This window comes from Pseudomonas bijieensis (assembly GCF_013347965.1).
Classification (GTDB): Bacteria; Pseudomonadota; Gammaproteobacteria; order Pseudomonadales; family Pseudomonadaceae; genus Aquipseudomonas; species Aquipseudomonas bijieensis.
Map to the genome: position 1 here is coordinate 497,845 of NZ_CP048810.1, position 26,480 is coordinate 524,324.

The 26,480-nt window shown below is 62.4% G+C and carries 21 protein-coding genes and 1 pseudogene; 20 read left to right on the forward strand and 2 right to left on the reverse strand.

The window, feature by feature from the left end:
• Both GN234_RS02070 and GN234_RS02075 read left to right on the forward strand, forming a co-directional pair.
• Nucleotides 1–1,254 (forward strand): HAMP domain-containing sensor histidine kinase, encoded by a 1,254-nt coding sequence (locus GN234_RS02070; RefSeq protein ID WP_176687743.1) that lies wholly within the window; start codon nucleotides 1–3, stop codon nucleotides 1,252–1,254.
• A pseudogene (locus GN234_RS02075) lies at nucleotides 1,254–1,893 on the forward strand (response regulator). The gene GN234_RS02070 and the pseudogene GN234_RS02075 overlap by 1 nt, the downstream one beginning before the upstream one ends.
• Before the next feature lie 187 nt (nucleotides 1,894–2,080).
• Here GN234_RS02075 and GN234_RS02080 read toward each other — a convergent pair.
• Complete coding sequence (locus tag GN234_RS02080; RefSeq protein WP_176687744.1) at nucleotides 2,081–2,725, reverse strand: pentapeptide repeat-containing protein; 645 nt, start codon at nucleotides 2,723–2,725, stop codon at nucleotides 2,081–2,083.
• Between the two features lie 248 nt (nucleotides 2,726–2,973).
• A complete protein-coding gene (gene exaA / locus GN234_RS02085) occupies nucleotides 2,974–4,830 on the reverse strand; it encodes a quinoprotein ethanol dehydrogenase (RefSeq protein ID WP_109754246.1) in 1,857 nt (618 codons plus the stop codon).
• A 254-nt stretch (nucleotides 4,831–5,084) separates the two neighbouring features.
• On the opposite strand from exaA, the gene pedF reads away from it, so the two are divergent.
• From pedF to GN234_RS02175, 18 genes are all read left to right on the forward strand, one after another.
• Complete coding sequence (gene pedF, locus GN234_RS02090) at nucleotides 5,085–5,546, forward strand: cytochrome c-550 PedF (protein ID WP_109754245.1); 462 nt, start codon at nucleotides 5,085–5,087, stop codon at nucleotides 5,544–5,546.
• A gap of 5 nt (nucleotides 5,547–5,551) precedes the next feature.
• A complete protein-coding gene (locus GN234_RS02095; RefSeq protein ID WP_176687745.1) occupies nucleotides 5,552–6,427 on the forward strand; it encodes a substrate-binding periplasmic protein in 876 nt (291 codons plus the stop codon).
• A 10-nt stretch (nucleotides 6,428–6,437) separates the two neighbouring features.
• Entirely contained in the window at nucleotides 6,438–7,196 is a 759-nt protein-coding gene (locus GN234_RS02100; RefSeq protein WP_116832540.1) for a quinoprotein dehydrogenase-associated SoxYZ-like carrier, read from the forward strand.
• Nucleotides 7,197–7,212: 16 nt separating this feature from the next.
• Nucleotides 7,213–8,148 carry a quinoprotein relay system zinc metallohydrolase 1 gene (locus GN234_RS02105; RefSeq protein ID WP_116832539.1) on the forward strand — a complete coding sequence of 312 codons (936 nt, stop codon included), beginning with the start codon at nucleotides 7,213–7,215 and terminating at the stop codon, nucleotides 8,146–8,148.
• Between the two features lie 284 nt (nucleotides 8,149–8,432).
• Nucleotides 8,433–10,208 (forward strand): PQQ-dependent methanol/ethanol family dehydrogenase, encoded by a 1,776-nt coding sequence (locus GN234_RS02110; protein ID WP_109754241.1) that lies wholly within the window; start codon nucleotides 8,433–8,435, stop codon nucleotides 10,206–10,208.
• Between the two features lie 294 nt (nucleotides 10,209–10,502).
• Nucleotides 10,503–12,023 (forward strand): acetaldehyde dehydrogenase ExaC, encoded by a 1,521-nt coding sequence (gene exaC / locus GN234_RS02115; RefSeq protein ID WP_176687746.1) that lies wholly within the window; start codon nucleotides 10,503–10,505, stop codon nucleotides 12,021–12,023.
• Between the two features lie 269 nt (nucleotides 12,024–12,292).
• The gene (pqqA, locus tag GN234_RS02120; RefSeq protein WP_003243383.1) at nucleotides 12,293–12,364 is read left to right on the forward strand and encodes a pyrroloquinoline quinone precursor peptide PqqA; all 72 of its coding nucleotides are present in this window, start codon (nucleotides 12,293–12,295) and stop codon (nucleotides 12,362–12,364) included.
• Between the two features lie 132 nt (nucleotides 12,365–12,496).
• A complete protein-coding gene (gene ercA / locus GN234_RS02125) occupies nucleotides 12,497–13,654 on the forward strand; it encodes an alcohol dehydrogenase-like regulatory protein ErcA (RefSeq protein WP_109754282.1) in 1,158 nt (385 codons plus the stop codon).
• Complete coding sequence (locus GN234_RS02130) at nucleotides 13,638–15,008, forward strand: hybrid sensor histidine kinase/response regulator (protein WP_109754239.1); 1,371 nt, start codon at nucleotides 13,638–13,640, stop codon at nucleotides 15,006–15,008. The genes ercA and GN234_RS02130 overlap by 17 nt, the downstream gene beginning before the upstream one ends.
• Before the next feature lie 160 nt (nucleotides 15,009–15,168).
• Nucleotides 15,169–16,374 (forward strand): DUF1624 domain-containing protein, encoded by a 1,206-nt coding sequence (locus GN234_RS02135; protein ID WP_176687747.1) that lies wholly within the window; start codon nucleotides 15,169–15,171, stop codon nucleotides 16,372–16,374.
• A gap of 385 nt (nucleotides 16,375–16,759) precedes the next feature.
• The gene (gene mqo / locus GN234_RS02140; protein ID WP_109754237.1) at nucleotides 16,760–18,403 is read left to right on the forward strand and encodes a malate dehydrogenase (quinone); all 1,644 of its coding nucleotides are present in this window, start codon (nucleotides 16,760–16,762) and stop codon (nucleotides 18,401–18,403) included.
• Between the two features lie 476 nt (nucleotides 18,404–18,879).
• On the forward strand, nucleotides 18,880–19,482 hold the full coding sequence (locus GN234_RS30270; protein WP_116832535.1) for a transposase: 603 nt from the start codon (nucleotides 18,880–18,882) through the stop codon (nucleotides 19,480–19,482).
• 68 nt (nucleotides 19,483–19,550) lie between these two features.
• Nucleotides 19,551–21,113, forward strand: coding sequence for a ShlB/FhaC/HecB family hemolysin secretion/activation protein (locus GN234_RS02150; protein ID WP_411828799.1), 1,563 nt, complete (start codon nucleotides 19,551–19,553; stop codon nucleotides 21,111–21,113).
• A 17-nt stretch (nucleotides 21,114–21,130) separates the two neighbouring features.
• A complete protein-coding gene (locus GN234_RS02155; RefSeq protein WP_176687748.1) occupies nucleotides 21,131–22,930 on the forward strand; it encodes a DUF2341 domain-containing protein in 1,800 nt (599 codons plus the stop codon).
• Between the two features lie 10 nt (nucleotides 22,931–22,940).
• Nucleotides 22,941–23,366: an ExbD/TolR family protein gene (locus tag GN234_RS02160; protein WP_003201710.1), complete on the forward strand. Its 426-nt coding sequence runs from the start codon at nucleotides 22,941–22,943 to the stop codon at nucleotides 23,364–23,366.
• 2 nt (nucleotides 23,367–23,368) lie between these two features.
• Nucleotides 23,369–24,073, forward strand: a complete 705-nt coding sequence (locus tag GN234_RS02165; RefSeq protein WP_116832532.1) for an energy transducer TonB family protein — start codon at nucleotides 23,369–23,371, stop codon at nucleotides 24,071–24,073.
• A gap of 40 nt (nucleotides 24,074–24,113) precedes the next feature.
• Complete coding sequence (locus GN234_RS02170; protein ID WP_176687749.1) at nucleotides 24,114–25,805, forward strand: putative porin; 1,692 nt, start codon at nucleotides 24,114–24,116, stop codon at nucleotides 25,803–25,805.
• Between the two features lie 15 nt (nucleotides 25,806–25,820).
• Nucleotides 25,821–26,468: a DNA repair protein gene (locus tag GN234_RS02175; RefSeq protein WP_176687750.1), complete on the forward strand. Its 648-nt coding sequence runs from the start codon at nucleotides 25,821–25,823 to the stop codon at nucleotides 26,466–26,468.
• Nucleotides 26,469–26,480: the final 12 nt, after the last annotated feature.

Sequence of the window (26,480 nt, forward strand, 5' to 3'; positions counted from 1 at the left end):
ATGTCAGCCCTCTGGCGCATCAACCTCTGGGTGTCAGCCTTTTTCGCCCTGGTCACCCTGGCCTGTGCCGTCCTGTTGTTGCACCAAGCCACGACCGATGTGAGACGAGAACTGCAATCGGCCGAGTCGGTGGTGCATTACCTGCGCGAAACCGCCGAGCGCGACCCGGCCAGTCTCCAGATGCGCTTGACCGGTAGCCTGCGTCATGTGCGGGTCCACTGGTTGGCCCCTGGGGAGCTGTTTCCGGCGGATGAGAAAGGGATAAAGGCCTGGTTCGGTCGTCGACTCCTGGAGGATGGGCCCGTCGCCCAGGTGGTGGATTTGCCTGACGGTCGGCGGGCCTGGATTGCCGTGGATCCTCGGGATGAAATCGACGAGATTCTCGATTCATTGGTGCAACTGCTGGGCGTTTGCGCCCTGGCGCTGTTGCTCAGCCTGCTGGTGATCCGCTGGGCGGTGCGCCGGGGCATGCGTTTGCTCGATGAGTTGCTGCAGGCGCTGCGTCAGGTGTCTGCCGGAAACCTGCAGGTACGCCTGGGCACTGAGGGGCTCCCGGAAGCGCAGCAACTGGCGAGGTACTTCAACCGCATGACCGCCGCCCTGGCCGAGGCCCAGGCTGACAACGCCCGGCTCACCCAGGCCTTGCTGGCGGTGCAGGAACAGGAGCGTACCCGGCTGGCCCAGACCCTGCACGATGACCTGGGCCAATACGTGGCCGGCATTCGCGCTCATGCCTGCCTGCTGCGCCTGGTGACAAACCAGCCGCAAGCGCTGGAGCAGACCGTCAGCCAGCTCGAAGACCATTGCGAGCATTTGCAGCATGGCTTCCGGGCGCTGGTGCATGACTTGTACCCGGTGGTGTTGCAGCACTTGTCGTTGAGCGATGCCATAGGGGTGTTGGCGGGGCAATGGCAAAAGACCCAGGGCATTGCCTGTCGGGTGTCGATCGATGAGGCGTTGCCGCCGTTGTCCGGTGCCGACAAGACCCATCTGTATCGCTTGTTGCAGGAAGCCCTGACCAACGTCGCCCGCCATGCGGGCGCCAGCGAGGTGCGCATTCGCCTGCAACACCGTGCCGGACGCTTGCGCCTGCTGGTGCGTGACAATGGCCGTGGGGCCACGCAACCGGCACGAGCAGGCGTTGGCTTGCACTCGATGTCCGAGCGGGCCCGCAGCCTGGGGGGCGAGTTGCGCATCATCAGCCAGCCTGGCGCCGGTTGGGCGCTGGCCTTGAATATTGCCTTGGAGGCGTGATGAACATTTTGTTGGTGGATGACCACGCGGTGGTGCGGCAGGGCTATGCCAGCCTTCTGCGGGTGTTGATGCCGGACCTGCTGGTCCGCGAAGCGGCCACCGGAGAGGAGGCCTTGAGCCTGGTGCAGGAGCAGGTGCCGCACCTGGTGATCATGGACTTCGGCCTGCCCGGTATCAGCGGCCTGGAAACCACGCGGCGATTACGCCAGCGCCTGCCGCAACTGCGCGTGCTGTTCTTCAGCATGCACGATGAATTGCCGTTGGTACGCCAGGCGCTGGACGCCGGTGCTATGGGCTACCTGACCAAGAATTCGGCGCCCCAGGTGCTGGTGGAAGCAGTACGCCGGGTGCTGGCCGGCCATGCCTACATCGAACAGTCCCTGGCCACGCAACTGGCCTGCGCCAGCTCCAGGCACGATGTCGACCCACGCCTGCAATGCATGACCCAACGGGAGTTGGAGATCTTCGTCATGCTCGCCAAGGGCACCCCCCGCACGCACCATCGCCGAACAGCTGTGCATCAGCGCCAAGACCGTGTCGAACCACCTGACGCTGCTCAAGAGCAAGTTGCAGGTTAGCTCCCATGCCGAGCTGGTGCACCTGGGGATTGATATGGGGGTGGTGCGGGTGGCGGGGTGAAAACCCTCATTCCCAGGCGATGACGATCCACTGTGGCGAGGGAGCTTGCTCCCGCTGGGGTGCGAAGCGCCCCCAAAAACCGGCACCTCGGTGCATCAGGTCCATTGAGTTGACCCTATTGAGGGCTGCTTCGCAGCCCAGCGGGAGCAAGCTCCCCTCGCCACAGGGTTTATGTGCTCCAGAGCCTTCACTGATCCCAGGAAGTCGGGCACCCCGTACAACCCTGCATGTTCGCATCCTGAAAATTCCCGTAATGCTGGCGAGAACCGCTCAGGTTGGCCTGTTCCAGGTTGCTTTCGCCGAGCTTGGCTTCTTGCAGGTTGGCGTCACGCAGATCGGCGCCCTTGAGGTCGGCCTTGCTCAGCCAGGCCATTTCCAGGTCAGCGGCTTGCAGGTTGGCCTCGTGCAGTCGCGCGCCGGACAAGCGAGCGAACTGAAGATAGGCTGCGGTCAGGTCGGCACGCTGGAACTGCGCACCCTGGGCGAACAAGCCCCAACCCTGGATCGCCTTGAGCGTCGCGCCAGTGAAATCCGCCAGGCGCAGGTTGCTTTGTTGCAGGCTGGCACGGGTCAGGTTGGCGCCCTGTAGCTGGGCTTTTTCAAGGTTGGCCAGGTCCAGTCGCGCATGGCGCAGGTCGGCGTCGCGCAGGTCGGCACCGCTGAGGTTCATTTTGCGCAGGTCCTGGTTCGCCAGTTTTGCGCCACGCAGGTTGGCGCCGGGGCATTGACTGGCTTCGGCGATGAGGCAGCCGTTGATGGTCAGAGGTGTTTCGGTGTCGTCGGCGTTGGCATGGACGCAGATGAGCAGAAGCAGCAGAGGGAGAAATCTCATGGCAGTAAACTCGGTTGACTGTGGGAGCGAGCCTGCTCGCGATAGCGGCGGGACATTCAACATCACCGCTGACTGAACCATCGCTTTCGCGAGCAAGCCCGCTCCCACAAGGGATCTGCAGCGGACACAGATTTTGTGTCCGACAACCATCAACTGTGGGAGCGGGCTTGCTCGCGAAGCCGTCGGCACATTCAACATCACTGCCAACTGAACCACCGCCATCGCGAGCAGGCTCGCTCCCACAAGGGCTATTGGCGGGCCACCTTGTTATCCCAACTCGGAATCTTGAACACCCAGAACGACCCGCCCTGGGCAACCGGCTTGGTCAGTTCGGCCATGTCGCCACCCCACAACGGCACGGCGCCGCCGTAGCCGACGGTCACGCCGATGTACTGCTCGCCGTCCTGCTCCCAGGTGATGGGCGGGGAGACGATGCCGCTGCCGGTCTGGAATTTCCACAGCTCCTGGCCGGTCTTGGCGTCGAAGGCCTTGAAGAAACCATCGCCGGTACCGGTGAACACCAGGTTGCCCTTGGTCGCCAGCACGCCGGCCCACAACGGCAGTGCTTCCTTGTGCTCCCAGACCACTTTGCCGGTGGTGGGGTTCATCGCCCGCAGGCTGCCGACGTGATCGTCGTACATGCGCTTGATGCGAAAGCCCATGCCCAGGTAGGCCGAGCCCTTCTTGTAGTTCACTTCCTCGGTCCAGTATTCCTCTTTCCATTGGTTGCCAGGGACGTAGAACAGCCCGGTGTCCTGGCTGTAGGCCATGGGGTTCCAGTTCTTGCCGCCGAGGAAGGGCGGCGAGACTTCCACCGGTTTGCCCTTGGTTTCGCCGGGCAATGGCTTGGCCGGACGTTGGCCGGGATTTTCCACCGGGCGACCAGTCTTCAGGTCGATGTGGCTGGCCCAGGTGATGTTGTCGACGAAGGGGAAGGCGTTCTGCAGCTTGCCGTTGTTGCGGTCCACCACGTAGAAGAACCCGTTGCGGTCCGCGTGGGCGGTGGCCTTGACCACCTTGCCGTCCTTGTCCTTGTAGTCGAACAGCACCAACTCGTTGTTGCCGGAGAAGTCCCAGGCGTCGTTGGGTGTGTGTTGGTAGAACCACTTCACCTCGCCGGTGCTCGGGTCGACACCGACCTGGCCGGAGGTGTAGAGGCTGTCGTAATCGTGAGGGTTGCCATCCTTGGCCGTGCGCGCCCAAGTGTTCCACGGGCCGGGGTTGCCCGCGCCGACGATAATGGTGTTGGTCTCGGCGTCGAAACTGGCGCTCTGCCAAGGTGCGCCGCCGCCATGGCTCCAGGCTTCGACCTTGCCGGTTTCAGTGGTCTTGTCGTCGGGCCAGGACGGCGCCTTGACGTCGCCGGTCGGCGTACTGTCCTTGCCGTTGAGGCGGCCCATGTGGCCTTCGACGAAGGGGCGCATCCAGACTTCTTCGCCGGTGTCCGGGTCGCGGGCAAACAGTTGCCCGACCACACCGAACTCGTCGCCGGAACTGCCGTGGATCAGCAGCACCTTGCCACTGGTCTTGTCCTTGATCAGCACCGGGGCGCCGGTCATGGTGTAGCCGCCGGCGTGGTCGCCGAACTTCTTGTTCCACACCACCTTGCCGGTGTTCTTGTCCAGGGCGACCACCCGCGCATCCAGGGTGCCGAAGTAGATCTTGTCGCCATAGATGGCCGCGCCGCGGTTGACCACGTCGCAGCACGGGCGAATGTTGTCCGGCAGCCGGTGGTTGTAGGTCCACAGGCGCTTGCCGGTCTTGGCGTCGAGGGCGAACACCCGCGAATACGAGCCGGTGACGTACACCACGCCGTCGCTGACGATGGCCTGGGACTCCTGGCCGCGCTGCTTCTCGTCGCCAAACGAGTAGGACCAGGCCGGGGTCAGTTTGAACACGTTCTTGTCGTTGACCTGGGCCAGCGGGCTCCAGCGCTGGGCGTTGGTGCCCATGCCGTATTGCAGCACGTCCTTGGTGGTCAGGTGATCGTTGGCGATGTCTTCCCAGGTGACGGCAGCGCTGGCCACGGGGCTCAGCGACAGACTACCGGCCAGCAGCAAGGCAACGGTCAAGGAAGAGAGGGCGGGTAGCGTTTTTATTCTCATGGTGGCAGTTCCCAGTGAAAGGTTTTGGCCTGACTAGGGTGAGTCGCGCCATGGCCTGGCCGATACGGAAAAAGTCCCGCCTTCGCCGGGAAGACTTCCCGAACCGCCTGTCTTTGCGACCTGCGTCGGATGGCTTGCTACCAAGGAACTAGAACGCGGCCACCAAAGCAGCATTCGGCTGGGGCAGGGGGGTTCCTAAGATGACGGCACGGCTTCTTCACAGAGGTCTTGCGTGCAATCCAGAGGGCATAACAATGACAACTAAACGCAACGCCATCATCGCTACCGCACTGCTGATGGGGCTGATCGGCGCAGGCTCCGCATGGGCCCATGGCAACGTAGTGCCCCAGGCAGTGGAAACCAAGGGGCTGACCCCGATCAAGGACGCCAACTTGCCGTTGGACGCTGATGGGTGGGCTTCCCAGAACCCGTATCGCAACTCCCCCGAGCGTGACAAAGCCGTGGAAATCGGCGCCTCGGCCTACAACCAGAACTGCGCGGCCTGCCATGGCCTGGAGGCCAAGTCCGGCGGGATCGCCCCGGACCTGCGCATGCTCGACGCCGCCGAAGCCGGCGATGAGTGGTTTGTCGAGCGCGTCCGCCACGGCGCGGTGCGCGACGGCCGGGTCTACATGCCGAAAATGGCCGACTACCTGAGTCAGGAAGCCTTGTGGGCGGTGCGCACCTATCTCGACAGCGTGCACGTCGAGGAGTGATCGCCATGCGCCTGTTCGCGTGGGTAATGTGCAGCTTGCTCTTGTGTGGCCAAGCGGTGCAGGCGCAGGTGCGCAGTTACGACCAGATGATCGCCGCCGGGGAGTTGAAGGTGGCGGTCTACAAGGACTTCGCGCCCTACAGTTTCGAAGACCACGGCCAACCCAGGGGCGTGGACGTGGAGCTGGCCCAGGCCTTGGCCAAGGCGCTTGGCGTGCGCTTGCAATTGATCTGGGCACCGCCTGGCGAAAAGCTCGACGACGACCTGCGTGATTACATCTGGCGCAGCAGCCCACTGCACGATCGGCAATTGGCCGACTTGATGATGCGTGTGCCCTACGATCACGACTACGTGCAAAGGCGCAACGACATCGGTGAGCTGGAAAATGCCCAGGTGGTGATGTTCGGGCCTTATCAGCAAGAGTGCTGGCAGGTGGCATATGACCGCCGCCGACTGGATTCGGTGGGCAGCGTCGCGGTGTTCCAGCAACACCCCATTGGCGTTGAAGTCGACAGCGTGCCGTCGTTCTACCTGACGTCAGTGTTCAACGGCATGCTCAGCGCCAAGACCCACCATTATCCCGGTGTCAGCCAGGCCTTCAAGGCCATGCAGGCCGGGGAGGTGGACGCCGTCATGGCCATGCGTGGGGAAATCGACTGGCAGGTGCACGAGGCGGCCGATCCGCAACTGGCGCTGGCGGAAAATGCCTATCCGAACATGGGCAAGCAACGCTGGGAAATCGGCATGGCGGTGCACGAAAGCAACCGTCAGTTGGCCTATGCGGTGGAAGAGGCGCTGGAAGGCTTGATCCGCGACGGCAGCGTCAAGACGGTCTATGCCCATTACGGCCTGCGTTACGACGTGCCCGAGATGTACCAATAGGAGCGCAGGGATGAAATGGCTCGTGTGGTGCCTGCTGTGGTGCAGTCTGCCGATGATCGCGTGGGCGGCTGTCGAGCCAGGCAAGGATCCGGTGCCGTCGGTGATGTGGGCCTTTTATCACAAGCAACTGTTGGGCGACGCGCCGTTCGTGTTCGACGACCGGGTGCGGCTGCTGGCACCACCCTTTGCCGAAGACGCTCGCCAGGTTCCACTGGAAATCGATGCCCGGGCCTTTACCGGCGACGTCGTACGAGTGTTGGCCTGGGCCGAGCTGAACCCGTTGCCGAAAATCGTCGACTTCCAACCCGGAGCGCGGGTGCTGCCCTGGCTGTCGATCCGCATTCGTATCGAACAAGCCACCCCGCTGCGCGCGGCGGTGCAGACCCGCGATGGCCTGTGGCACGTCGGTTCGACCCTGATCGATGCCGCCGGTGGTGGCTGCACCGCACCCAGCGTAGTGCGCACCCAACCGGGTTGGGAGGAGCATTTGGGCGAGGTGCTGGGGGCCCGCTATCCCCGGGGCGAGTCGAGCCGCCTGCGCCTGCAGGTGGCCCATCCGATGGATAACGGCCTGGTGAGCGGCATCCCGGAATTCTTCCTCAACCAGGCGCAACTGCTGGACGCCGACGGCCAGGTCCTGGCGCGCCTGGAGTTGTTCCCGGCAGTCAGCGAAAACCCCAACCTGGGTTTCGACATCCAAGGCCCCGGGCAGACCCGCCTGTTGCTGCACGATAACAGCGGCAATGCGTTCGAAGCGGCGATTCCCTGACTACAAGGAGCGCGCCATGCGCTGGTTGTTGCTGATCTTCCTGAGTCTGTGTCTACCGACGTGGGCCGGAACAGACTATTCGCTCAAGCCTCGGCAGATCGCCGAAGGCACCTGGCTGCTGGAAGGCAGCACCGAGAATTTTGCCAAGGCCAACGGCGGTAACATCGTCAACACCGCGTTCATCGTCACCGATACCGGCGTGGTGGTGATCGACACCGGGCCGTCGAAGCGCTACGGCGAGGCGCTGCGCCAGGCCATTGCCACGACCACCGATAAGCCAATCATCCAGGTCTTGCTGACTCATCATCACCCCGACCATGTACTGGGCAATCAGGCTTTCAGTGACGCGCCCATCGGGGCTTTGGCGGGCACCACGGACCTGCTGCGGCAACAGGGCGATGCGCTGGCGGAAAACATGTACCGGCTGGTGGGCGACTGGATGCGCGGCACCGAGGTGGTGTTGCCAACCCAGGTGCTGGAGCCCGGTGTGTTGAAGGCGGGTAACCATACCTTGCGACTGCTGCAACTGGCCGGGCACACCGGGGCCGACCTGGCGATCTTCGACGAAACCACTGGCGTGCTGTTCGCCGGCGACCTGGTGTTCTACGAACGCGCTTTGACCACTCCCAACAGTCCGGGACTCGAAGTCTGGCTCAGGGATCTGGACACCTTGCAGGCCTTGCCCTGGAAGCAGATCGTGCCCGGCCACGGCCCGGTCGCGACCGATGCCCGGCCTTTCTTGCAGATGCGCGACTACCTGGGCTGGCTCGACCAACTGATGCGCGACGGCGCGGCCCGGGGCGACGACATGGCCGAGATGATCCGCAGCCCCATTCCTGAGCGCTTTGCCGGGATCAGCCTGAGTCGTTATGAGTTGATTCGCAGCGTCAGTCATCTCTATCCACGTTACGAGCGGGCGGGGATGAAGCGGGTGGACACCCAACCCGAATGATTCAGGCTGTCCCGTGGCGAGGGAGCTTGCTCCCGCTGGGCTGCGCAGCAGCCCTGTTATCAGTCACTCTGGCCATCAATATTGACTGGGCTATTTTCAGGGCCGCTGCGCTCCAGCGGGAGCAAGCTCCTCGCCACGGGGGGGGGGCGCTGCTCCTCCACATGTACCAAGGAACTAGAAAACTCAACACAGCGGGCAATTGTTGGCAGCGGCCCCGAGCCCAAGAATCTGTGGCAGACCGGGAAAAATTCCCGGGTATAACAATAACCGCAGAGGTAGCCGTCATGAGTCATCCCGCACGTCGCCAACCCTTCGCCGTGAGCCTGCTGCTCAGTGCCATGCTGCTGTCCGGTTCGGCCCTTGCAGCCGTGACCGATCAGGAAATTCTCCAGGACCCGAAAAACCCGCAACAGGTCGTGACCAACGGCCTGGGTGTCCAGGGCCAGCGCTACAGCCCGCTCGATACCCTCAATGTCAATAACGTCAAGGACCTGCGCCCGGTCTGGGCGTTCTCCTTCGGCGGCGAAAAGCAGCGTGGCCAGCAAGCCCAGCCGATGATCAAGGACGGGGTGATGTACCTCACCGGTTCTTACTCGCGGGTATTCGCGGTGGACGCGCGCACCGGCAAGAAACTGTGGCAGTACGATGCGCGCCTGCCCGATGACATCCGCCCTTGCTGCGACGTGATCAACCGTGGCGTGGCGCTGTATGGCGACCTGGTGTTCTTCGGCACTCTCGACGCCAAGCTGGTGGCCCTGAACAAGGACACCGGCAAAGTGGTGTGGAGCAAGAAAGTGGCCGACCACAAGGAAGGCTACTCCATCAGCGCCGCGCCGTTGATCGTCAACGGCAAGCTGATCACGGGCGTGGCCGGTGGCGAGTTCGGCGTGGTAGGCCAGATCAGCGCCTATGATCCGAAAAATGGCGAACTGCTCTGGACCCGTCCAACCGTGGAAGGCCACATGGGCTATGTCTACAAGGACGGCAAGGCGGTCGAGAACGGTATTTCCGGCGGCGAGGCCGGCAAGACCTGGCCGGGCGATCTCTGGAAAACCGGCGGTGCCGCGCCTTGGCTGGGCGGTTACTATGACCCGGAAACCAACCTGCTGCTGTTCGGCACCGGTAACCCGGCACCGTGGAACTCCCACCTGCGTCCTGGTGACAACCTCTATTCCTCGTCGCGCCTGGCCCTGAACCCGGACGACGGCACCATCAAGTGGCACTTCCAAAGCACGCCTCATGACGGCTGGGACTATGACGGCGTCAACGAACTGATCTCGTTCAACTACAAGGACGGTGGCAAGGACATCAAGGCAGCGGCCACCGCCGACCGTAACGGCTTCTTCTACGTGCTCGACCGCACCAACGGCAAGTTCATCCGTGGCTTCCCGTTTGTCGACAAGATCACCTGGGCCACTGGCCTGGACAAGGACGGTCGGCCGATCTACAACGAGGCCAGCCGTCCGGGCGCGCCGGGCAGCGAGGCGAAGGGCAGCTCGGTATTCGTGGCACCGGCCTTCCTCGGCGCGAAAAACTGGATGCCGATGGCCTATAACCAGGACACCGGGTTGTTCTATGTGCCATCCAACGAGTGGGGCATGGACATCTGGAACGAAGGCATCGCCTACAAGAAAGGCGCGGCGTTCCTTGGCGCCGGTTTCACCATCAAGCCGCTGAACGAAGATTACATCGGCGTGCTGCGGGCCATCGACCCCAAGACCGGCAAGGAAGTCTGGCGCCACAAGAACTTCGCGCCGCTGTGGGGCGGGGTGCTGACCACCAAGGGCAACCTGGTGTTCACCGGTACGCCTGAAGGCTTCCTGCAAGCGTTCAACGCCAAGACCGGGGAAAAGGTCTGGGAATTCCAGACTGGTTCCGGCGTGCTCGGCTCGCCCATCACCTGGGAAATGGACGGCGAGCAATACGTCTCCGTGGTCTCTGGCTGGGGCGGCGCGGTGCCGTTGTGGGGCGGCGAAGTGGCCAAGCGCGTGAAGGACTTCAACCAGGGCGGCATGCTTTGGACCTTCAAGTTGCCAAAGGACTTGGTGGCCAAGCGCTGAGCTGAATCTGGGGCGGGTGCAGCCCTTGTGGCGACTGCTCTGTGGGAGCAAAGCTTGCTCGCGATGCAGTCGCCTCGGTTACCTGAGAGACCGCATCGCCTTCATCGCGGGCAAGCCTTGCTCCCACAGGGGCGATGCGTCGTTTCACCAAAAAACCTCGTCCCAATGCTTGAAACCTACGACCAAATAACGAGAGTCCCCCCTGCCAACGACGCATTCGTCCGGCTGGCGGGGCTCTCTACCATCGGCCTATCGCCTGTCCCGTGACAGGCATCGACCAGGCAGAGGCCCATCATGATCTACGCACAACCCGGAACCCCAGGCGCCGTCGTTTCCTTCAAACCGCGTTATGGCAATTTCATCGGCGGCGAATTCGTCGCGCCGGTCAATGGCGAGTACTTCACCAACACGTCCCCGGTCAACGGCGAAGTCATCGCCGAGTTCCCACGCTCCAGCGCCGCCGACATCGACAAGGCCCTGGATGCCGCCCACGCCGCAGCCGACGCCTGGGGCAAGACCTCGGTGCAGGACCGTTCCCTGGTGCTGCTGAAAATCGCCGACCGTATCGAGCAGCACCTGGAAGTCCTCGCCATCAGCGAGACCTGGGACAACGGCAAGGCCGTGCGCGAAACCCTCAATGCCGACGTACCGCTGTCGGCTGACCATTTCCGTTACTTCGCCGGCTGCATTCGCGCCCAAGAGGGCGGGGCCGCCGAGATCAACGAACTGACCACGGCCTATCATTTCCATGAGCCGCTGGGTGTGGTCGGGCAGATCATCCCGTGGAACTTTCCGCTGCTGATGGCCGCCTGGAAACTCGCCCCGGCCCTGGCCGCCGGTAACTGCATCGTGCTCAAGCCGGCGGAGCAGACGCCGCTGTCGATCACGGTCTTCATCGAACTGATCGCCGACCTGCTGCCTCCCGGTGTGTTGAACATCGTCCATGGTTTCGGCCGTGAAGCCGGTGAAGCCCTGGCCACCAGCAAGCGCATCGCCAAGATCGCCTTTACCGGCTCCACTCCAGTCGGCTCGCACATCATGAAATGCGCCGCCGAGAACATCATCCCGTCCACCGTGGAGCTGGGCGGCAAGTCGCCGAACATCTTCTTCGAAGACATCATGCAGGCCGAGCCAGCCTTCATCGAAAAAGCCGCCGAAGGCCTGGTGCTGGCGTTCTTCAACCAGGGCGAAGTCTGCACCTGCCCATCCCGCGCCCTGGTGCAGGAGTCGATCTATGTGCCGTTCATGGCCGAGGTGATGAAGAAAATCGCCAAGATCAAGCGCGGCAACCCACTGGATACCGAGACCATGGTCGGTGCCCAGGCTTCCCAGCAGCAATACGACAAGATCCTCTCCTACCTGGAAATCGCCCGGGAAGAGGGCGCCGAACTGCTGACCGGCGGTGCGGCCGAGCATCTGGAGGGCGACTTGTCGAGTGGCTATTACATCCAGCCGACCCTGCTCAAGGGGCATAACAAGATGCGTGTGTTCCAGGAGGAGATCTTCGGCCCGGTGGTGGGTGTGACCACCTTCAAGGACGAAGCCGAAGCCCTGGCCATCGCCAACGACACCGAGTTCGGCCTCGGCGCTGGCCTGTGGACCCGCGACATCAACCGCGCCTACCGCATGGGCCGGGCGATCAAGGCCGGTCGCGTCTGGACCAACTGCTACCACCTGTACCCGGCGCACGCCGCGTTCGGTGGCTACAAGAAGTCCGGCGTGGGTCGTGAGACGCACAAGATGATGCTCGACCACTACCAGCAGACCAAGAACCTGCTGGTGAGCTACGACATCAATCCGTTGGGGTTCTTCTAACCCAGCAACACTGCACCCCCTGTGGGAGCGAGCCTGCTGTGGGAGCAAGGCTTGCCCGCGATACAGACGACTCGGTCAGCCGATCAGGCCGAGGGCGATTCATCGCGAGCAAGCTTTGCTCCCACAGCAGGCCCCACATTTGAATATGTATGCCCCTGAATTGATACCAACGCACCCCACCCACCGCTTCGAAAGTAGCATTCGAGCCCCAGGCGTGGCGTGCATTAATGACTTGCCGGAATCGCCCGGTACAAGAAGAGGAAAGACCCATGTGGACTAAACCCGCGTACACCGACCTGCGTATTGGCTTTGAAGTGACGATGTACTTCGCCAACCGATGAGTGCCGGCCCGGCCTGGAGCGTTCAGGCCGGGCTACCCATTGGTCTGATTGCATTCACAGCGGGATGCTTTAGGCTCAAGGTATTCCCAGACAATAACAACAGGCTTACCGATGAGCCACGTACCTGAAAAAATGAGCCTCAGCCCGCTGCGCAAGTTCGTTTCCCCTGAAATCATGTTCGGTGCCGGTTGTCGGCACAATGTCGGCAATTACGCCAAGACCTTCGGTGCACGCAAGGTGCTGATCGTCACCGATCCCGGGGTCATCGCCGCCGGTTGGGTGGCTGACGTCGAAGCCAGTCTCCAGGCCCAAGGCATCGATTACTGTGTCTACAGCGCGGTCTCGCCCAATCCGCGGGTCGAGGAAGTGATGCTCGGTGCCGACCTTTACCGGGAAAACCATTGCGATGTCATCGTCGCGGTGGGTGGTGGCAGCCCGATGGATTGCGGTAAAGGCATCGGCATCGTCGTTGCCCATGGCCGCAACATTCTTGAGTTCGAAGGCGTCGATACCCTGCATGTACCCAGTCCGCCGCTGATCCTTATTCCCACCACGGCGGGGACGTCGGCTGACGTGTCGCAGTTCGTGATCATTTCCAACCAGCAAGAACGAATGAAGTTTTCCATCGTCAGCAAGGCGGCGGTACCGGATGTATCGCTGATCGACCCGGAAACCACCCTGAGCATGGACCCGTTCCTGTCCGCCTGTACCGGCATCGACGCCTTGGTACATGCCATCGAGGCCTTCGTGTCCACCGGCCACGGCCCGCTGACCGACCCCCATGCGCTGGAAGCGATGCGCCTGATCAACGGCAACCTGGTGCAAATGATCGCCAACCCGGCGGACATCGCCCTGCGGGAAAAGATCATGTTGGGCAGCATGCAGGCCGGGTTGGCGTTCTCCAACGCGATTCTCGGTGCAGTTCACGCGATGTCCCATAGCCTGGGCGGTTTCCTCGATTTACCCCATGGCTTGTGCAACGCGGTCCTGGTGGAGCATGTAGTGGCGTTCAACTACAACTCGGCGCCGGACCGTTTCAAGGTGATTGCCGAGACGCTGGGCATCGATTGCCGAGGGCTCAACCACCGGCAGATCCGCACCCGGTTGGTGGAGCACCTGATTGCCCTCAAGCACACCATCGGCTTTCACGAGACCCTGGGCCTGCATGGCGTGAGCACCTCGGACATTCCGTTCCTGTCGCAACATGCGATGGATGACCCGTGCATCCTTACCAATCCTCGGGAGTCGAGCCAGCGGGATGTCGAGGTCGTCTATGGCGAAGCCCTCTGACGAGCAGCAAAAAGCCCTGGCCGGGCTGCTGGGGCTGGGCAACCATTCAACGCGCAAGAGTCACTACCCGGAACTGGCGGCGCGCCTCGATGAGCTGGAACAGGCCCGGCAACACCTGCAACAGCTCAATGATCAGCTGGAGCAGCGAGTGGCCGAGCGCACCGATGCGTTGCTGGAGGCCAACCACAACCTGCAGCAGCAGATCGCCCAGCGCGAGTTGATCGAACAGCAGTTGCGCGATGCCCGGGACGCCGCCCAGGCCGCCAATCGCAGCAAGGACAAATACCTGGCCGCCGCCAGTCATGATCTGTTGCAGCCACTCAACGCGGCCCGCCTGCTGATCGCCACGTTGCGCGAACGCCAGTTGCCTACCGCCGAGCATGTGCTGGTGGAACGGACCCACCAGGCGCTCGAAGGGGCTGAAGACCTGCTCACCGACCTGCTGGACATCTCTCGGCTGGATCAAGCCGCCGTCAAGCCCGACCTGGCGCCGTATCGGCTGGATGAGTTGCTGGGTCCGCTGGTTTCAGAGTTTCAATCGGTGGCCGGCGCCGCCGGGTTGGACCTGCGGGCGCGGTTTGGCGACGAAGCGGTGCTGACCGATTTGCGCTTGATCAGCCGTATCCTGCGCAACCTGCTGAGCAATGCCTGCCGCTATACCGATCAGGGCGGTATTCTCCTGGCGGCCCGGCGCCGGGGAGGGCAATTGAGCATTGAAGTCTGGGATACCGGGCGTGGCATCGCTGCCGATTGCCTGGAGTCGATTTTCCTTGAATTCAACCAGCTCGACGTCGGCCGGGCGGCGGACCGCAAAGGCGTGGGCCTGGGGCTGGCGATTGTCGAACGCATCGCCCACATCCTCGGCTATCGGGTCCAGGTACGCTCTCGGCCGGGACGTGGTTCGGTGTTCAGCATCGAGGTGCCGCTGTCCAGCGAAAAGCCCCTGCCCGTGTCGCTGCTCCCCGTACAGGCGGTTGCCGGCAACCCGCTGCCAGGGCGGCGTTTGTTGGTAATCGACAACGAATTGAGCATTTTGCAAAGCATGGCTGCGCTGTTGGGGCAGTGGGGCTGCGAAGTGTTGACCGCCACCGACGAAGCGGGCGCCCTCGACGTGCTACAAGAACGCGCGCCGGAGTTGATCCTGGCGGATTTCCACCTGGATCATGGGGTCGTGGGCTGTGAAGTGGTCAAACACCTGCGCGAGCATTTCCAGCAGGCGATCCCCGCAGTGATCATCACCGCCGACCGCAGCGACCAATGCCGCCGCGCCCTGCGCAAACTGGGTGCGCCGCTGCTCAACAAACCGGTCAAGCCTGGCAAGTTGCGGGCGGTGTTGAGCCAGATGCTCGGGTAGCGGCCCTCTTAAAGAGCACCGAAATCGCAACTACCACAAATCCTTGTGGGAGCGAGCCTGCTCGCGATAGTAGTTTCATGTTATGTTATCCGCTTTCGTTTGGCAGGGATTCTCATTCCTCGCCTTGCACGGACCAACGACCTTCCATCCGAGTAATGCCATGAGCCTACCTTCAAGCATGACGAGCCCGTCCGGCGTCATCGCGCCTTTACTTGTAACCAGCGCCGCCAAGACCCATGTGCGCATGCTTGCCATCGATGCCCTGCGCGGTTTCGTCATGTTGCTGATGCTGGTGGATCACGTTCGCGAGACATTCCTGCTGCATCGTCAGGTCACCGACCCCATCGATGCGCTCAGCGTGACCCCGGACCTGTATTTCACCCGTCTGCTCAGTACGCTCTGTGCCCCGGTCTTCATTTTCCTCACCGGTTTGTCGGCCTGGCTCTACAGCCAGAAACATACCGCCGGCCAGACCTCGTTGTTCCTGCTCAAGCGTGGCTTGTTCCTGGTCTTCCTGGAATTGACCTTCGTGTGTTTCGCCTGGAACGCCGAGTTCCCGCCCAAGACCCTGTGGCTGCAAGTGATCTGGTGCATTGGCATCTGCATGATCGTCCTGGCCGCCTTGCTGCACCTCAAGCGCAGTTGGCTGATCGTCCTCGGCGTTGCCATCGTCGCCGGGCACAATCTGTTGGACGGTGTGGTGCTGGGGCCAGACTCTCCGTTTTTCGTGCCGTGGTCGATTCTTCATCAACGGGCGTTCATCGATATCACCGAGTTCACCCGGGCCCGCACCACGTATCCGGTGCTGCCGTGGATTGGCGTGATCCTGCTGGGCTGGGCCATCGGGCCGTGGTTTGGCAAGGACGTTGAACCCGCCGTGCGCCTGCGGCGGTTGTTCAAGACGGGCCTGGGCCTGCTGCTGGCCTTTGTGCTCATCCGTTACCTGAACGTATACGGCGATAAACCCTGGGTCCAGACCGGCGACGCGCTGCGCACCTTCATGAGCTTCATGAGCGCGACGAAGTATCCGCCGTCGCTGATATTCCTGATGCCGACCCTGGGAATAGGGCTGATGTTGCTGGCTCTCTTTGAAAAAGCCCAGGAGCGGGGTGTTATTGCGCTGTTGGCGATCTATGGCGGCGCACCGATGTTCTTTTACCTGCTGCACCTTTACGTGCTCAAGGCCCTGTACCTGATCGCAGTTGCCATCTGGGGCACCAACCAGGGTACTTATTTCGGGTTCGATGATTTACCCATGGTGTGGTTGTGGAGTGTGTTACTGGGTGTCGTGCTGTTTTTTCCGACCCGTTGGTTCGCCGGGTTCAAGCAACGGCGGCGTGATATCGCGATCCTCAAGTATCTTTGACCCACAGGGGCTCTGGACGCGCGAACGGTGCCGATCAGGGCCATTAAAATGCCGTCATTTGGTCGGCGTTTTTGCCATGAATGTAAAAAGACGCTTCGGTCTGTTTATTTCCTTATGTAAACTGCCCCCCGCTGCGACAATCGGGCACGGCCACGCCAGGCCCGATCAACACCGTTCGCAGCGTCCCTCACCCCAGCTGAAGCCAAGACCTACAAGAAGTCAGCGCCGGAGAGACATAAACGAGAGGCCGACGTATCGCTCGGCCCTGTAGGTCCATCCTCCAGTCCGTCTCGATACCCATCCTGCTGGCGTTGCCGGTGGCCGATGAGGTCTATCCTTGACCAGGGCAGGTGGACGGAATGGCGTTCATCCTAGGGATACACACATGTTGAAGAAAACACACACGGCGCTACTGGGCCTGGCGATGGCGATGGGTCTTGCGACCACGCACGCCGCCGAGCCAAAAAAAGTGGATGTCTTGCTCATTGGTGGGGGCATCATGAGCTCGACACTCGGCGTCTGGCTCAATGAGCTGGAGCCGGGCTGGACCATGGAAATGGTCGAGCGCCTGGACGGTGTTGCCGAAGAGAGCTCCAACGGCTGGAACAATGCCGGTACCGGTCACTCCGCGCTGGCCGAGCTGAACTACACGCCGGAAGACAAGAACGGCAAGGTCGATATCTCCAAGGCCATCGAAATCAACGAAGCCTTCCAGATCTCCCGTCAGTTCTGGTCCTGGCAGGTCAAGAACGGTGTGTTGAAGAACCCGCGTTCGTTCATCAACTCCACGCCACACATGAGTTTCCTGTGGGGCGACGAGAACATCGCGTTCCTGAAGAAGCGCTACGAAGCCCTCCAGGCCAGCCCGTTGTTCGCCGGCATGCAGTACTCCGAAGATCGCGAGCAGATCAGCAAGTGGGTTCCGCTGATGATGCAAGGGCGTGACCCGAGCCAGAAAGTCGCGGCCACCTGGAGTCCACTGGGCACCGACGTGAATTTCGGCGAAATCACGCGTCAATTCGCAGCTTATCTGCAAACCAAGCCGAACTTCTCCCTCAAGCTGTCCAGCGAAGTGGAAGACATCACCCGCAACGAAGACGGCACCTGGCGCGTTTCCTACAAGAACCTGAAAGACGGTACCGAAACCGAGACCGACGCCAAGTTCGTGTTCATTGGCGCTGGCGGCGGTGCCTTGCATCTGCTGCAGAAGTCCGACATCCCGGAAGCGCGTGAATACGCAGGTTTCCCGGTGGGTGGTTCGTTCCTGGTCACCGAAAATCCGACCGTTGCCCAGTTGCACCTGGCCAAGGCGTACGGCAAGGCTTCGGTCGGCGCACCGCCGATGTCGGTTCCACACCTGGACACCCGAGTGCTGGACGGCAAGCGCGTGATCCTGTTTGGCCCGTTCGCAACGTTCTCCACCAAGTTCCTGAAGAACGGTTCGTACTTCGACCTGCTGACCAGCACCACCACCCACAACGTATGGCCGATGACCAAAGTCGGTATCGAACAGTACCCACTGGTCGAGTACCTGGCCGGCCAGCTGATGCTGTCGGATGAAGACCGTTTCGCCGCCTTGAAGGAATACTTCCCGGAAGCCAAGCAGGAAGACTGGCGCCTGTGGCAGGCTGGCCAGCGCGTGCAGATCATCAAGCGTGACGAAGAGAAGGGCGGCGTGCTGAAACTCGGTACCGAAGTGGTCGCTTCCCAGGACGGCAGCATCGCCGGCCTGCTGGGTGCTTCGCCAGGCGCCTCGACCGCTGCGCCGATCATGCTGACCGTGCTTGAGAAGGTCTTCAAGGACAAGGTCGCCAGCCCGGCCTGGCAGGAAAAACTGCGCCAGATCGTGCCGAGCTACGGCACCAAGCTCAACGATAGCCCTGAGCGTGTTGCCCAGGAATGGGCCTACACCAGCGAGGTCCTGCAACTGGATCCGCCGCCAGCGATCGGCAAGCCAGGGACCCCTGCGGCACCGGCCAAGCCGGCTGCTGCCCGCGAAGCCAATCCAGCGGCTGACATGGCGCTGTAAACCGGACACTGTCTGGTGAGGTACAAGAACGCCGCTCATTGAGCGGCGTTTTTTTTGCTCCCATCACAAGCCGCTCGGGCGTATACCGACACCCACTGTGCGGGCTTGCTCGCGAAGACGGCAGCCCATTCAACATCCCCTCCAACTGACCCACCGCTTTCGCGAGCAAGCCTGCTCCCACAGAACGCCTGAGGCGAGCATCAGATCTGAAAACACCCGAGAATCCCTGTGGGAGCGAGCCTGCTCGCGAAGACGGTAGCCCATTCAACATCCCGCCAACTGACCCAACGCCATCGTGATCGCGAGCAGGCTCGCTCCCACCAAACCTCACGCTCCATACCCTTCCAAATGAAGCTTTCATGACAAAAGTTCGGTAGCACATCGCCATTCCCGTCATGCCTGTGTGACGTGTTCGAGGGGACCTTTCAGGTCGTTTGGAGCCGGGGCGCGAAGCCGGGAGTGAGGCGATGGGGACTATGGAACGTTATTCGAAAGTGGGCATGCAGGAGCTTGACCAGCGGCTGTCGAAGATCGTCGAGGCGGCGCGCAAGCAGCCGGTCTCGGTGTATCGCTACGGCGCGCCGTGGGTCTGGATCGTTTCCCAGGATGACTGGCAGGGCGCGCTCAAGGAAGTGTCCAGCTACATTCCGCAGGGCCATTCACTGGTGTTGCTGCGGCCGCAGATCGATGACCTGCTGGATGAGCATCGCGAGGTGCTGCAAGGCCTCAACGCCAGCGCCCAGATGCTGATCGCGCCGCAAACCGCCATGCACATCCTCCTGCTGCAACTGCTCTATTCCGTGCCCAGCGAGCAGCAACTCTACGAACAACTCAACTACAACCTGCTGTTCCGCTGGTTCGTCGGCCTGGACCTGAACCAGAAGGTCTGGAGCTTCAACGTCCTGAGCAAAGACCTCGCCACGCTGCTGGGCGACGCGCGGGCGGTGCGGCTCATCCAGAAAATCATTGGTGAAGTGTTCTGTGGCGCCTTGCTGCAAATGCCGGAGTTCTCCTTGAATTTCGCGCTGCTGCATACCTGGCTGGCCCGGCATGCCACGACATCGACCGCTAGCAATTGAGCCGTACTTTGAATTCAGGGGGTGGTGTGGAGCATTTCTTCAAATCGCGGCCGGCGCTGTGGGGCTGGCTGCTGTTGGCGGCCGGGGGGCCGTCGGCATTCGCCGCAGAAGGAGGGCAGGGGGCCGAAGCGGCGCCGGTTCGCCTGGTGGACGTGAACGAGTATTTCGTGCGTGGCAACACCGTGCTTGATGCCCGGGCCATCGAAGAAGCGGTGTATCCGTTCCTCGGCCCGCAAAGGGCCTTGAGCGACATCGAAGGCGCCCGGGAAGCGCTGCAAAAGGCCTATCAGGCGCGCGGTTACCAATCGGTGTTCGTCGAGTTGCCGGAGCAGAAGGTCGAAGACGGCATCGTCTACCTGCAAGTCAGCGAAACCAAGGTCGGTCGGGTGCGCGTGGTGGGGGCCAAGCACTATTCGCCCGTGGAAATTCGTGACGACGTGCCGGCGCTCAAGGAAGGCGAGGTACCGGATTTCGCCCAGGTCCAGGCGGAACTGGCGCAGTTGAACAAGACCCCGGGGCGCCAGGTCATGCCGCTGGTACGCGAAGGCCAGCGCCCCGGAACCATGGACGTCGATTTGCAGGTCGAAGACCAGAACCCCTGGCAAGCCAGCCTGGGGCTGAACAACGACTACAGCGCCGACACCGAAAAACTGCGTACGGTCGCGAGCCTGGGCTACAACAACCTCTGGCAATTGGGCCACAGCGTTTCGCTGACTTTCTTTACCGCCCCCCAGGACACCGAAAACGCCAAGGTCTGGTCGGGTTCCTACACCGCGCCGCTGAGCGAACGCTGGAGCGTGCAGTTCTCGGGTTACCAATCCGACAGCAACGTGGCGACCGTCGGCGGCAGCAACGTGTTGGGCAAAGGGCATTCCTACGGGGTGTCGGCGATCTACAGCCTGCCGTCCAGCGGGGCATGGGCCAACAGTTTTTCGGTCGGGGTGGACTTCAAGGATTTCGACGAGGAGCTCAACCTCGGCGGTGCCAGCGACAAGGCACCGCTCAAGTACGCGCCATTCACCTTTGCCTACAACGGCTTTCGCTACACCGAAAACAGCCAGTTGGGCCTCGGCCTGAGCCTGGTGGCGGGTACGCGTAGCCTTCTGGGCTATGGCAGCACCGACGAAGAATTCGACTACAAGCGCTATCGCGCCAGCCCCTCCTTCGCCGTGCTCAAGGGCGACGGTAATTACACCTTCACCTTCGCCAATGATTGGCAAACCGCCTCCAAGGCCGCTTTCCAACTGGCCTCCGGGCCGCTGGTTTCCAACGAACAATTCTCCGCCGGCGGCGCCACCTCGGTACGCGGCTATCTGGCTGCCGAGCGCACCGGGGACGACGGCTACTTGCTGTCCCAGGAGCTGCGCACTCCGTCGCTGGCCAAGTTTCTCGGCAGCTATGTCCAGGAGTGGCGCTTCTATGCCTTCGCCGAAGGCGCGCAGTTGTACCTGCGCGACGAACTGCCCGATCAGGAAGCCGATTACAGCCTCGCCAGCGTCGGCCTCGGCACCCGCGCGAGCCTGAGCAAATGGCTGTCCGGCAGCCTCGACTGGGGCTATCCGCTGCTCGAAGGGCCGAACACCTCGAAACAGGAATCGCGCCTGCACTTCAACCTGCAAGCGACGTTTTGAACCCAGGAGTCATGTCCATGCAACGCTTACTGTTATCCCTGTTTATCTGCCTGGGGCTGGTGCTTCCGGCGACCGCCAACGCCTGGTGGCAGGACGACTGGCACTATCGCAAACAGATTTCGGTGGACACCACGCCCCAGGGCGCCGCCATCGCCCAGGCCCTGGGACGCACCGCGTTGCTGGTGCGCCTGCACACCGGCAACTTCACCTTCGACGGCGTCAAGGACGACGGCTCGGACCTGCGCTTCGTCAGTGCCGACGACAAGACCGTGCTCAACCACCAGATTGAAAGCTTCGATCCGCTGATGGGCATGGCGCTGATCTGGGTCGATGTGCCGAGCGTGGAGGGCGGTCAGCGTCAGGACCTGTGGATGTATTACGGCAACCAGAAGGCGCCGGCCACCGGCAGCGGCCAGTTGACCTTCGACCCGGATTACACCGCGCTGTACCACTTCGACGGCGCCACCGGCGTACCGCCCAAGGACACCACGGCCTATGGCAACAATGCCCAGGGCGCGACCGGCACCAGCATCGACGGCGTGATCGGGCATGCCTTGCAGTTCAACGGCCAGCCGCTGCTGTTGCCCGCCAGCCCTTCGTTGCAACACAGTGCCGGCGCGGCATTCACCTTCAGCACCTGGCTGCGCCAGGACCAGGCCAGCGGCGAGCAGATCGTCCTGGCCCGTCGCGAAGCCGCCACCAGTCTGTTGGTGGGCGTAAACCAGGGTGTGCCGTTCGTGGCGATCAATGACCAGCGCGCGGTCTCGACCCAACCGCTGAATCCCGGCCAATGGCAGCACTTGGCGTTGACCGCCTCGGGCGACCGGGTCGTGCTGTATGTCAATGGACGTGAAGCCGCCAGCCTGGCGCTGGCGATGCCGGCGTTCAATGCGCCGATTGCCTTGGGTGCTGACGTTTCCGCCGGTGCTTTCGCGCCTTTCAGCGGGGCCATGGACGAAGCGCGGTTGTCCAAGGTCGCCCGCCCGGCGCCGTTGCTATTGGCCGACGCCAATGCCCAGGGCGCCGAATCGAAACTGGTGGCCTACGGGGTCGATGAAGAACAGTCCGGCTTCGGTTTCGGCAGCCTGGGTTTCCTGCTCAAGGCCGTGCCGCTGGACGCTTGGGTGATCATTGGAGTGCTGGTGCTGATGATGTTCCAGTCGTGGATCATCATGATCCGCAAGAACCGCATGGTCAGCCGTCTCAGCGCGGCCAACGAAGCGTTTCGCGAGCAGTTCGCCAGGATCGGCACGCGCCTGGAAATGTTCGCCGACGACCAGGACCTCGCCCAGCGCCTGCAACACTCGTCGCTGTGGCGCCTGTACCTGGTGGCCGTCAAGGAAATCCGCACCCGTCGTGAGCAGGGCGCTGATACCTCGTCGGTGTCCGCCGCCACCATCGAGGCGATCCGCTGCTCCATGGACGGCGTGCGCACCCGGGAAAACCAGCAACTGAGTTCGAAGCTCTCGACCCTGTCCAACGCCATTGCCGGCGGCCCCTACATTGGTCTGCTCGGCACGGTATTGGGGATCATGGTGGTATTCCTCGGCACGGCGATGGCCGGTGACGTCAACATCAACGCCATTGCCCCGGGCATGGCCGCAGCCTTGCTCGCTACCGCCATGGGCCTGTTCGTCGCGATTCCTGCGCTGTTTGGCTACAACCGCCTGATCACCCGCAACAAGGAAGTCAGCGCCGACATGCGGGTTTTCGTCGACGAGTTCATCACGCGCCTGGCGGAAATGCACGGCGAAGGCCAGTCCGGTGAAGCGGCGCAGCGCCGCAACCATCACGCCCAATCGTCCGTACCGGCCTGAGGAAATCGCCATGGCTAGCGTAAACGCTTCACACGATGACGACGATGACGCGGCGGTCGACAGCATCAACATCACGCCGCTGGTGGACGTGCTCATGGTGGTGCTGGTGATGTTCATCCTCACCGCCACGGCCCAGGTGTCGGGGATCCAGATCAACCTGCCCAAGGCCAGCGCCTCGGTGTCGTTGTCCGAGGCCAAGACCAAGGCGATTTCGGTGAACGATGGCGGGCAGGTGTTCCTCGATGCCTATCCGGTGACCCTGGCCGAGCTGGAAGAGCGCCTGCGCATCGAGAAGGCGCAGAGCCCGGACTTTCCGGTGATCGTGCGCGGCGACGCCACGGTGCAGTACCAGAAAGTCATCGAAGTGCTGGATCTGTTGCGGCGTCTGGAACTGTCCCAGGTCGGTCTCGTCACCGGCAAACCGAGCCAGGGCTGATCATGACCGCCAGACTTCCCATCGATCCGCCTCCCGTGAAGCCCTCGCCGTTGCGCCTGCTCAAGTGGGCCGCCGGCCTGCTGCTCGGCGCCGTGGCGGCCTGGCTGCTGTGGCAGTGGGCCAACGACATGAGTGGCGTGCGCCGCGAAGCACCGAAGGTGCCGACCATCATCCCGCTGCCGCCTCCGCCCCCACCACCGCCGGAGAAACCCAAGGAGCCGGAGCCCCAGGTCGAGGAAAAGGTGGTCGAGCCAGAGCCGACCCCGGAACCCGAAGAGGTCAAGCCCGAGGAAGAGGCGCCGCCATCGCCGGTCGATGACCTGGCGAACCCGATGCAAATGGACGGCGATGCCCAGTCCGGCAACGACGCCTTCAACATCGGCGCCGGCAAGGGCGGCGGCATGGCCGGGGCAGGGGGCGGACGCCTGGGCAATGGCACCTACAGCCAGTTTTTGGCGTTCACCTTCCAGCGCTTGCTGCGAGAAAACCCCGACCTGCGCAGCCTGGCGTTCTCGCTGCAGGCCGATGTCTGGCTCAGTGCCGCGGGCGAAATCACCCGGGTCGAGCTGGTCAAGTCCAGCGGCAACCCGCAAGTCGATGAACAGGTGATTTCCGCGCTGCGTGCGGCGCCCCATTTGAGTGAACGGCCACCGGCCTCCCTGACTTTGCCCGTGCGCCTGTCCTTGCAAGGGCGCCGACCGGGTTAATCGAATTTTTAGAAAGTTTGCCAACAGGAGTTGTGTGCAGATGATTTCCAATGTGAATCGATTGTCGTGGGCGATCGGCCTGGTGGTCCTGAGCCTGGCCGGGCACGCGGTCGCCGCCCCGGCGCCTTCGGAAAACGCCACGATCAATCTGATCCGCCTGCTGGTGCAGCAGGGCGTGTTGAAGCAGGACCAGGCCGATGGCTTGATCGCCCAGGCCGAACGCGAAGCCGTGCAGGCCCGCCAGGCGGCCACGGCGGTTGCCGCAGCGCCGGCCGGTGCGCCAGGGGACGTGCGGGTGCAATACGTGCCGAACATTGTGCGTGAGCAGATCCGCGACCAGGTCAAGGCCGAAGTCATGGCCACTGCCAAGCAGGAAAACTGGGCCCAGCCCAACACCTTCCCGGATTGGGTTTCGCGTATCAGCTTCGATGGCGATATTCGCCTGCGGGATGAGTCGCGCTATTACTCGGGTACCAATAGCAACGAAATCGTCGACTTCGCCCGGCTCAATGATAAAGGCCCCTACGACGTCAACCCCAACAGCAGCTCCAGCCTGCCGCCGTTGCTCAACACCCGCGAAGACCGGGAAAACCTGTTCCGCCTGCGCGCACGCCTGGGCATGAAGGCCGTGATCGCCCCGCAATGGACCGCGGGCATTCGCATCGGCACCGGCTCGGACAACAACCCGGTGTCCACCACCCAGGCCCTCGGTGGCGGTTTCGGCAAGAAAGACATCTGGCTCGACCAGGGCTACCTGACCTGGAAGCCATCGGACGAACTGACCCTGACCGGCGGGCGTTTCGCCAACCCGTTTTTCTCCACCGACCTGTTGTATTCCGGTGACCTGAACTTCGATGGCGTGGCGGCGAATTTCAACCACAAGCTCAATCAGGACTGGGGCGTCTTCGGCACCGTCGGCGCGTTCCCGGTGGAGTACACCAACGACACCAGCACCAGCAACGGCAGCGACAAGGAAGAGAGCGATAACAAGTGGTTGTACGGTGCGCAACTGGGGGCCAACTGGGCGATCAACGACAGCAACCGGATCAAGGGGGCCTTGGCCTATTACCGCTTCGATGACATCGAAGGCCAGCGCTCTTCGCCGTGCCAGCCTTGGGCCGGTGATCCAGGCTGCGACAGCGACGGATCGCGGGTGGCGTTCATGCAGAAGGGCAACACCGTGTTCCTGCTACGCGACATCACGCCCAACCCCCTCAATCCTTCCACCACGCCGCAGCCGCAATACGTCGGCCTGGCCTCGGAATTCAACCTGCTGGACCTGAACCTTGCCTGGGACACCGATCTGCCCGAAGACCTGAAGCTGCGCAGCCAGGCCCACTACGTCCACAACCTGGGCTATGACGAGGGCGAGATGCGCAAGCGCTCCGCCGGGCAGTTCGCCAACAACCTGGACAGTGATGGCGAGGTGGAAAGCGGCGCCAACGCCTGGATGCTCCAGTTCACTCTCGGCAACTCGCTGGAACTCAAGCGCGAGGGCGACTGGAACCTGTTCGCTGGCTACAAGTACATCCAACCGGACGCCTTGCCGGACGGTTTCAACGATTCGTCATTCCATCTGGGTGGCACCAACGCCAAGGGTTATTTCCTGGGCGGCAACTATGGCCTGGCGAGCAACGTCTTCGCCACCGGTCGCTGGTTGAGTTCCGAAGCGGTGTACGGCGCGCCGTACGACATCGATGTCTTGCAGCTTGAAATCAACACGCGCTTCTAAGCGCAGGGAGGCCTCATGAAAAGGCGAGCCAAATACCCATGCCCGGCCGCGTTGCTGGTGCTGGGCCTGCTGCTCAGTGGCGTGGCTCACGGCGAAGGCCTGGAAGAGCGGCTGCGGGCACAACTGCGCAGCACCACCGCCCAGTTGCAAGCCCTGCAAAGCGAACAGGCCCAGGCCAGCGCCGCCCGGCAGGCTGCGGAGAGCCAGGCCAAGGAGGCCCAGGCGCAGATCAAGCAATTGACTGCGCAATTGAACAAGGCCCAGGCCCTGAACGAACAACTGGCCGGGCAGCAGCAAAACCTGCAAAGCCAGGCCCAGGCCCAGGTGGCTGCCAGCAACGAACAGGTCGGCAAATTCAAGAAAGCCTATGAAGAACTGCTGGCCCTGGCCCGTGGCAAAGAGACCGAGCGGGCTCGCCTGGAGGGACAATTGAGCGAGCGTGACACACAAGTGCAGCAATGTTCGGTCAAGAATCAGCAAATGTACGAAGTCGCCAAGACGCTGCTGCATGCCTACGAAACCATTGATGTGACCGACATCATGAAGATCCGCCAGCCGTTCGCGGCCAAGGCCCGGGTGCGTTTCGAGGAGCTGGCCCAAGGCTTTGGCGATGATCTCTACAAGAACCGTTTCGATGCGCCCCAGGCCTCGATCACTCACTGAACAGAACAAGGA

Coding starts and splice junctions, on each gene's coding strand:
- ercA (WP_109754282.1), top strand. CDS start 12,497: ATGAGCCTCAGCCCGCTGCGCAAGTTCGTTTCCCCTGAAATCATGTTC.
- GN234_RS02165 (WP_116832532.1), top strand. CDS start 23,369: ATGACCGCCAGACTTCCCATCGATCCGCCTCCCGTGAAGCCCTCGCCG.
- exaA (WP_109754246.1), bottom strand. CDS start 4,830: ATGAGAATAAAAACGCTACCCGCCCTCTCTTCCTTGACCGTTGCCTTG.
- GN234_RS02175 (WP_176687750.1), top strand. CDS start 25,821: ATGAAAAGGCGAGCCAAATACCCATGCCCGGCCGCGTTGCTGGTGCTG.
- GN234_RS02170 (WP_176687749.1), top strand. CDS start 24,114: ATGATTTCCAATGTGAATCGATTGTCGTGGGCGATCGGCCTGGTGGTC.
- GN234_RS02105 (WP_116832539.1), top strand. CDS start 7,213: ATGCGCTGGTTGTTGCTGATCTTCCTGAGTCTGTGTCTACCGACGTGG.
- GN234_RS02110 (WP_109754241.1), top strand. CDS start 8,433: ATGAGTCATCCCGCACGTCGCCAACCCTTCGCCGTGAGCCTGCTGCTC.
- GN234_RS02080 (WP_176687744.1), bottom strand. CDS start 2,725: ATGAGATTTCTCCCTCTGCTGCTTCTGCTCATCTGCGTCCATGCCAAC.
- GN234_RS02160 (WP_003201710.1), top strand. CDS start 22,941: ATGGCTAGCGTAAACGCTTCACACGATGACGACGATGACGCGGCGGTC.
- GN234_RS02155 (WP_176687748.1), top strand. CDS start 21,131: ATGCAACGCTTACTGTTATCCCTGTTTATCTGCCTGGGGCTGGTGCTT.
- pedF (WP_109754245.1), top strand. CDS start 5,085: ATGACAACTAAACGCAACGCCATCATCGCTACCGCACTGCTGATGGGG.
- exaC (WP_176687746.1), top strand. CDS start 10,503: ATGATCTACGCACAACCCGGAACCCCAGGCGCCGTCGTTTCCTTCAAA.
- GN234_RS02095 (WP_176687745.1), top strand. CDS start 5,552: ATGCGCCTGTTCGCGTGGGTAATGTGCAGCTTGCTCTTGTGTGGCCAA.
- GN234_RS30270 (WP_116832535.1), top strand. CDS start 18,880: ATGGAACGTTATTCGAAAGTGGGCATGCAGGAGCTTGACCAGCGGCTG.
- mqo (WP_109754237.1), top strand. CDS start 16,760: ATGTTGAAGAAAACACACACGGCGCTACTGGGCCTGGCGATGGCGATG.
- GN234_RS02100 (WP_116832540.1), top strand. CDS start 6,438: ATGAAATGGCTCGTGTGGTGCCTGCTGTGGTGCAGTCTGCCGATGATC.
- GN234_RS02135 (WP_176687747.1), top strand. CDS start 15,169: ATGAGCCTACCTTCAAGCATGACGAGCCCGTCCGGCGTCATCGCGCCT.
- GN234_RS02130 (WP_109754239.1), top strand. CDS start 13,638: ATGGCGAAGCCCTCTGACGAGCAGCAAAAAGCCCTGGCCGGGCTGCTG.
- GN234_RS02070 (WP_176687743.1), top strand. CDS start 1: ATGTCAGCCCTCTGGCGCATCAACCTCTGGGTGTCAGCCTTTTTCGCC.